Raw genomic sequence first — 7,489 nt, 5'->3', positions numbered from 1 at the left:
TAGCGTTTGTTCTCAGAGGCGTCCCAAGCGGGACGCCCTACGGCTGGGCGTGTCGAGAGATGTTCAGGAGGATGCCGGCCATGATGCCGTTGGCCAGCAGGGACGTGCCGCCGTACGACACGAAGGGCATTGGGAGACCGGTTACCGGCAACAGTCCACAGGATACGCTGGCGTGCACAAATCCGTACACGACGATGAGCGAGGTGAGCCCCGTTGCCAGGATGAGCCCGAGGGGGTCGGGTGCGTTCCGAGCGATGCGGAGATACCCTCGAAAGAGCAACACGCAGAACCCAAACAGCAGGCAGAGGGCCCCGAGCAGCCCGTACTCCTCGGCGATGATTGCGAAGATAAAGTCGTTGTACGGGGCTGGCAGGAAGTCGCGCTGCACGCTTTTGCCGGGCCCCACCCCCGTGAGGCCGCCCATGGCGAGGGCCATGCGGGCCTGCCGCGACTGGTACCGTTCCCCGCCCGCGTCCATCACCTGCTCGGTACTGGTACTGGCAAAGAGATTGACGCCGAGATACGACTCGACACGAGCGGCTCGATCCGGTGAGTTCGCGATAACCCCGAACGCCATTGCCGCTCCCAGCAGGCCAAGGCCCAGGATCTGGACGATGCTCACCCGCCCCACGAAGCACATGAGCAGGACAGTGAGGAGCACGACGGAGGCCGTCGAAAGATCGTCGAGCCCGATGAGCCCGACCGTCAGCCCCACCCAGAATAGAATCGGGAGGACGGTTCGGCTGAAGCTCTTCACGTACTCTTGCTTCTGTACCAGCAGAACGGCCACGTAGAGGACCAGCGCGACGCGTGCAAGTTCGGAGGGCTGGAAGCCGAACCCCGCGATCTGCAGCCAGCGGTCGGCCCCCTCTGAGAACAGGCCGGCAATCTTGGTGGCCGCCAGGAGCAGAAGGGCCCCGACGAGGGCAATGCGGCTGTACCGTGCAAGCGTGCGGTAGTCAATGACACTCACTATGCCCATCGCTCCGAGCGCGATGCCCACGCGGACGAGGTGACGGGTCAGGAAGTGAACCGGCTCCGTCCCAATCCGCACTTCCGCCATGTACGTGATGGCGCTGTACACCGCCACCACGCCGACCGCCGAGAGGGCCAGGATGACCCACACCACGTACTTGTCCGCGGGAGCCTGGTCGGTAACTTTACGTTTGAGGGATTGAACGACGCTCATCGAACGTCAACGCTTGTTGGGGAGCCCAAGATCTTCGGCTCACTGGATCACATGTGCTGCGTAACGGGCTTCTCTCCGGCCCGAAATACGCCATACGAAATACGTACTATAGCAATGTTTTCACGAGGCGACGGAAGGTGTCGCCGCGCTCCTCATAGCTCTCGTACATGTCGAACGACGAGCACGCTGGACTCAGGAGTACGACGTCGCCCGGGCGGGCGAACTGTTGTGCCTGACTGAGGGCCTCTTCCATGGTCCGGGCCCGGCTGTACTCGGGGGCTTCCGTCCCGAGTTTACGGATCACCTTGTCGGCACTCTCCCCGAGGGCAACCACCGCACGCACCCCGTCACGGACGATGGGCTGGAGGTCGGAGTAGTCGTTCCCTTTGTCCCGTCCGCCCGCAATCAGCACGACCGGTCGCTCAAAGCTCTCCAGGGCGTACCAGACCGCATTCACATTCGTGGCCTTCGAGTCGTTGACGTACAGCACGCCGTTGACCGTACGAACCTCTTCGAGCCGGTGCGGCACCCCCTCGAAGCCGGCCAGGCTCTCGCGAATGACAGCGTTCTCCACCTCCATCACGCGCGCCGAGACGGCAGCAGCGAGTGAATTGTACACGTTGTGGCGCCCCCGAAGGGCGAGCTCGTCTCGATGCATGAGTGGTTCGTCCTCGTCGTCGATTCGAAGAATGATACGGTCGTCCCGCAGGCCCCCTCCTGTCTCCGGCACCCTGTGCAGCGAAATGGCCAGCGGACGGATGCCCTGTGCCTCGGCCGCTCGCTCTGCAGCATTGCGCACGAGGTCGTCGTCACGGTTGTATACCATTGCATCGCCGGCCCCCTGATTGCGGAAGATGTTGAACTTCGACTGCGCGTACGCTTCGAAGTCGTGGTCGTAACGGTCCAAATGATCGGGCGTGATGTTGAGCAGAACGCTAACCCGGGGCCAGAACGTGTCCACGTGGTCGAGCTGGAAGCTGGACACCTCCAGTACCACCACGTCCGTCGGTTCGGCGTCGAGCACATAGTCGGAGAATGGGTACCCGATGTTGCCGGCCACAATGACGTTGCGCTCAGGGTCGTCGGCGAGGGCCTGCCGGAAAACGTGCCCTGTGAGGCTCGTCGTAGTCGTCTTGCCGTTGGTACCCGTGATGGCCACGATGGGGGCATCGCAAAACCACGAGGCCACCTCGATTTCCGAGTAAATGTCGAGCCCAGCCCGTTTGGCCTGCTGTGCAATGTTGGACTGCATGGGCACGCCCGGACTAAGCACGAAGAAGTCGGCGTCGAGGGCCTCCACCGTGTGCCCGCCAAATTCGTAGTCGATCTCGGCCGCATCGAGGGCCGCCTCAGTCCCTTCGGGCGGCGGTCCCTGCTCGGTGAGAAACACCTCGCCCCCGGCCTCGGCCAGCAGCTGGGCCACGGCCCGCCCGCTGCGGGCCCCACCCACAACGGTTCCTCGCTTTGTGCGAGCGTCGTCTGGGGTCATAGCAATTCAAACAGGGCAATGGGCAGCGCTAGGCACTGCCCTTCGAAATCAGCGAATGCGAAGGATGAGCAGGGCCGCAATTACGGTAATGGCGGTCACGATCCAGAAGCGGGTCACGATCTTTGCCTCGTGCATGCCAAGTGCTTCGTAGTGGTGATGCAGAGGCGCCATCCGAAAGATCCGGTGCCCGGTCCCGGTGTGGCGCCGCGTGTACTTGAAGTAGCTCGTCTGCAGGATGACCGACACGGCCTCGGCGAAGTACACGCTGCACAGCAGGGGCAAGAGCAATTCTTTCCGCACCATGAGGATGGTGCTCCCGACCGCCCCGCCGAGCGCAAGTGCTCCGGTGTCGCCCATGAAGACGGTGGCCGGGTATCCGTTGTACCAGAGAAACCCAAAACAAGCCGCCGCGATGGCCGCGACGAACACGGTCAGTTCGCCGGTGCCCGGCAGGTACATCACATTGAGGAACGTGGCAAACTTGACGTTGCCGGAGATGTACACCAGCGCAATCAGACCGAGGGACACGAACGCGGTTACCCCTGTCGTCAGCCCGTCGAGCCCGTCGGTTAGGTTCACGGCATTGGAAACGGCTGTGATGATGAACACGACCACGGGGAGATACACGAGCCAGCCCAAGTCAACCCCGATCTCCCAGTACCGGAAGATGTCGTAATCGACCACCTGATTCTTCAGGAAGGGCATGAACGTGAACGTGTTGAACGCCGCAAAGTCGGGATGAAAGTAGAGCACCCCCCCGACGAGGAGCCCGACGCCCACCTGTCCGGCGATCTTGTAGCGCGGGGGAAGCCCTTCTTTTCGTTTTTTGACCGTCTTGATGTAATCATCGGCAAACCCCACGGCCCCGAGCCAAGCGGTTGCCACCAGGGCCAGCCACACGTACGTATTGGCGATGGCCCCCCAGAGCAGGGTGGCCCCGCCCACGGCCAGCAGGATGATGATGCCGCCCATGGTGGGCGTGCCCGCCTTGTGCACGTGGCTCACGGCCCCGGCCGCTTCCCCCTCTCGTACCCGTTCGCCGAGCTGCTGTCGCCGCAGCCACCGGATGATGCCGCGGCCCGCCCCCATCGCGATGACGAGCGCCGTAATGGACGCCAGCGCCGCCCGCACGGTGATGAACTGAATCACCTGAAACCCGGGCGGCTCGTACAGCTGGTCAATGTAGTCGATGAGATAGTAGAGCACAGCGTGTGGGCGTGGGAGCGCGAGGGCGTCGGAGCGATAACGATCCTGCCCCCACGCTTTCCACTCATCAGCGGAAATATCGTCGTGCCATTTCGCGATCGTCGAACGGTCGTGTATCGGTGCCGATGGTCTGCGTCGTCTCGTGGCCTTTGCCAGCGATTACGACGACGGCCTCTGATCCGGCCTTGCGGGCCGCCGCCCGAATTGCCGCCTCGCGGTCCACGATCCAGTCCATCTCGGCCGGCTGATCGACCCCGTGGCGGATGTCGTCCAGGATCGCTTCCGGATCCTCGGTACGCGGGTTGTCGCTGGTCACGATGACCCGATCGGCGCGGCGCTCGGCGATGCGACCCATCGTCGGACGCTTCGTAGGGTCGCGGTCTCCTCCGCAGCCGAACACGCACCAAAGCGCAGCGGCTTCGGGCATCGTTTCCCGAACGGCGCGCAGGATGTTCTCGAGGGCATCTGGAGTGTGCGCGTAGTCCACGACGACCGTCCTGCCGTCGTCAAAGTGCAGTGGCTCGAAACGGCCCGGCACTGGGGGAGCCCCGGCGAGAGCGTCGAGCACCTCATCCGGAGCGTGGCCGAGCGCTGTTCCGACGCCGTAGGCCGCCGCCAGATTGTAGGCGTTGAACCGTCCCGCCAGCCGAAAGCGCCGCTCCCGACCGTCGGTTCGCAGCCGAAGGCCATCGATCCGACTCTCCAGGACCGTCGCCTCGACGTCCGCGGCCCGGTCGAGCGCGTACGACACGGCCGCGGCCTCCGTGTCGGCCACCATCATCGATCCGGCCTCGTCATCGGCGTTGTAGAGGGCCGTGGCGCCGGCGCCGAGGCCATCGAACAGCTTCTTCTTCGCTTCCCGGTAGGCCTCCAGGGTGCCGTGGTAGTCGAGATGATCGACCGTAAGGTTGGTGAAGAGCGCCGCGTCGTAGTCGAGCCCGTACACCCGCTCCTGGTCGAGGGCGTGCGACGACACCTCCATCACGCAGGCCGTGCAGCCCGCCTCCACCATCTGTCGCAGCGTGCGATGCAGTTTGAGCGGGCCGGGTGTGGTGAGGTCCATCGTGGTCGTCCCGGCCCCCGTGCGCACCTTGATCGTGCTGAGGAGCCCGGTGGTCGGGCCAAGCGCCTCCAGCAGATGATGGACGAGGTAGGCGACCGTCGTCTTGCCATTGGTGCCCGTCACGCCCACGAGGCGCAGCGCCTCGGCCGGGTCCCCGTACAGTGCGGCGGCGCCTTCAGCAAGGGCCTTCCGCGAGTCCCTCACGCGGGCGAACACAGCCTCGGGGAAGCGCTCGCGCGTCTGGGCCGGCGCCGCCTCGCACACAACGAGACGAGCGCCTTGTTCTACCGCCATGTCAATGAACGAGTGACCGTCGGCGTCCACGCCGCGAATAGCGACGAAACCACCGCCGGGATCGACCGCCCGGCTGTCATCCGCTAGGTGGTCGATCGTAAGTGTGTCGGGGTCGGGAGCGTCCGACCCGCAGATGATCTCTTCCAGTAACTCTGCGTCCCGAAGTCGCCGCCGAAGCGTCGTCCAGGCGAGCGAATCGGGGGCTGTTTCACGAAACTGAGCGGTATGTGTGTGGTCGCTGCCCGCCATCCGCTCACTGGGCTGCCGTGAGAAAGGCCTGCGACGGGAGCGGCGCGCCCGGCCGAGGCCGCTGGCGCACGATCGTCCCCGTTCCGTCGAGCGTTATGCTGACGCCGCGCTCGCGCAGCCACGCTACTGCCCTCCGCGTACTGACTCCTGTAAGGTCGGGCATCGTGTTGGATGCGTCCGCCGGGAGGCGTTCTGCCGAGGCGCGGCTCTTCGCCAGCCTTTCTCCGGACCCGGAGGTGGGGGCGGGCGTCACCCGGTCCAGCACCTCGGGGAACGTTCCGATCCACCGCCGCGCGATGCGCCGGAATACAGGGGCCGCCACTTCGCCACCGTAGATGCTCGTCTCTGGGGCTCCCAGCATCACGAGCAGCGCCACCTTCGGATCGTCGGCTGGGAAGAACCCCACGAAGGTGGCCCTGCCCTCCTCCGTTGAGTATCCGCCCTCCGCCACGCGAAGGGCCGTACCCGTTTTGCCCGCCACGCGAAGGCCCTTCACCTGTGCCTTGGTTCCAGTCCCTTCCTTTACGACTCGCTCGAAGGTCGGCCGGAGCGTGCGGGCTGTCTTCTGCTTGAACGCCCGACGAATCACCTCGGGCTCGTTCGTCCAGAGGGTCGTGCCGCTCACGTCCTGGCGCCTCGCCACCACATAGGGCTTCATAAGCAGCCCCCCATTTGCCAGTGCACTGTACGCCGTGAGAAGCTGGAGCGGAGTGACCGCTACTTCGTAACCGATCGCCATCGATGTTTTCGTCGTCTGGCTCCACTGGGATGGTCGCTTCAGCACTCCGTCCACCTCGCCGGGCAGATCAATGCCGGTGGGCTGGCCAATTCCCATGTTGCGGGCATACTGGTAAAAAACACCGCGGTCGATCTTCTCGACCGTTTTCGCCATGCCCACGTTGCTTGACTGCACGATGACGTCGGCGAAGGGAATCGTGCCGTGTGCTTCAACGTCTTTCATCGTGTGCCCGTGGAAGACAGCCCATCCGTCTCCCGTCTCGACCGAGTCGTCGAGATCAACGATGTCCTGCTCGACGGCCGCAACGGCTCCCACGAGCTTGAACGTAGAGCCCGGTTCGAACCGGTCGGTAATGGCCCGGTTGCGACGGGCCGCACTGGGAGACGCCCCCGGCCGGTTGGGATTGTAAGTGGGCACGTTAGCCATGGCGAGGATCGCCCCTGTGTTCGGGTTCATCGCCACGGCCGTCCCCCATTCCGCGCCGCTCTGGCGCACGCCCCGGCGGAGCTCATTCTCCAGCGCGGCCTGGCGCACCAGATCGATCGTGAGCACGAGGTCGTCGCCCCGCTCTGGGGGCACCTTTTTTCCTCCCACCAGTGCCTGGATGTTGTCGCTCCGATCGCGACTTACGATGCGGCGTCCAGGCGTTCCCTCCAGCACATCGTTGTATTCCAGCTCCAGCCCGGCGAGGCCCTCGCCGTCGCGGCCCACATGGCCGAGCACGTGGGCGGCCGTGGTGCCGTAGTTGTACCGCCGCCCGAACTCGGGCGTCAGGATGAGTCCCGGGATGTCCCACCGGCGAACTCGCTCGTACTGGCGGGGCGTTAATCCCTCGCATAGCCGCACGTACTGCGGGCTGTGCCGGTCTTCCACCTTCTGCCTGTACTTGGAGGCGGGAGTGTCGGTCAGGGAGGACAGCTTGTCAAAGAACACGGCTTCACTTTTCCGGAAGCCCTCTACCGTCGGGTCGAGCGCCAGGTCGTACCGGGCTGTGTTGATCGCAAGGCCACGGCCGTCCCGATCGAGGATGGCCCCGCGCGTAGCCGGAATCTTCACGGTGGATCGGGCCTGTTCCCGAACCTGGTTCCGGAGCTCGGTCGTCTCCGTCGCCATGACCCACCCCATCTGCCCGGCCACGACCGCGGGCACGATGCCGAGCAAGGTCAGGGCCACGTACATCCGGGCCAGAATTTGGTCCTTGGGGCTCATGGCAGTTGTGCGCTCCGAGTGGCGCGTCGTCGGTGCATAGTTCGCTTCATT

The 7,489-nt window shown here is 64.7% G+C and carries 5 protein-coding genes; all 5 read right to left on the bottom strand.

All coding sequences use genetic code 11. The features are described 5' to 3' along the window. Positions 1 to 37 precede the first annotated feature (37 nt). Positions 38 to 1,189 carry an FtsW/RodA/SpoVE family cell cycle protein gene (locus ABEL04_RS08750; protein WP_375802007.1) on the bottom strand — a complete coding sequence of 384 codons (1,152 nt, stop codon included), beginning with the start codon at positions 1,187 to 1,189 and terminating at the stop codon, positions 38 to 40. A 106-nt stretch (positions 1,190 to 1,295) separates the two neighbouring features. Beyond that, complete coding sequence (gene murD, locus ABEL04_RS08745; RefSeq protein ID WP_375802006.1) at positions 1,296 to 2,678, bottom strand: UDP-N-acetylmuramoyl-L-alanine--D-glutamate ligase; 1,383 nt, start codon at positions 2,676 to 2,678, stop codon at positions 1,296 to 1,298. Between the two features lie 48 nt (positions 2,679 to 2,726). Beyond that, on the bottom strand, positions 2,727 to 3,884 hold the full coding sequence (mraY, locus tag ABEL04_RS08740; RefSeq protein WP_375802005.1) for a phospho-N-acetylmuramoyl-pentapeptide-transferase: 1,158 nt from the start codon (positions 3,882 to 3,884) through the stop codon (positions 2,727 to 2,729). Positions 3,885 to 3,951: 67 nt separating this feature from the next. Further along, positions 3,952 to 5,490 (bottom strand): UDP-N-acetylmuramoyl-L-alanyl-D-glutamate--2,6-diaminopimelate ligase, encoded by a 1,539-nt coding sequence (locus ABEL04_RS08735; RefSeq protein ID WP_375802004.1) that lies wholly within the window; start codon positions 5,488 to 5,490, stop codon positions 3,952 to 3,954. Between the two features lie 4 nt (positions 5,491 to 5,494). Continuing rightward, a partial coding sequence (locus ABEL04_RS08730; RefSeq protein WP_375802003.1) for a penicillin-binding transpeptidase domain-containing protein occupies positions 5,495 to 7,489 on the bottom strand: 1,995 nt, incomplete at its 5' end.

It is taken from the genome of Salinibacter sp. (assembly GCF_042218895.1).
GTDB lineage: Bacteria > Bacteroidota > Rhodothermia > Rhodothermales > Salinibacteraceae > Salinibacter.
Note: the sequence above shows the minus strand (reverse complement) of the source record. Positions and strands in the feature narration are given on the sequence as shown.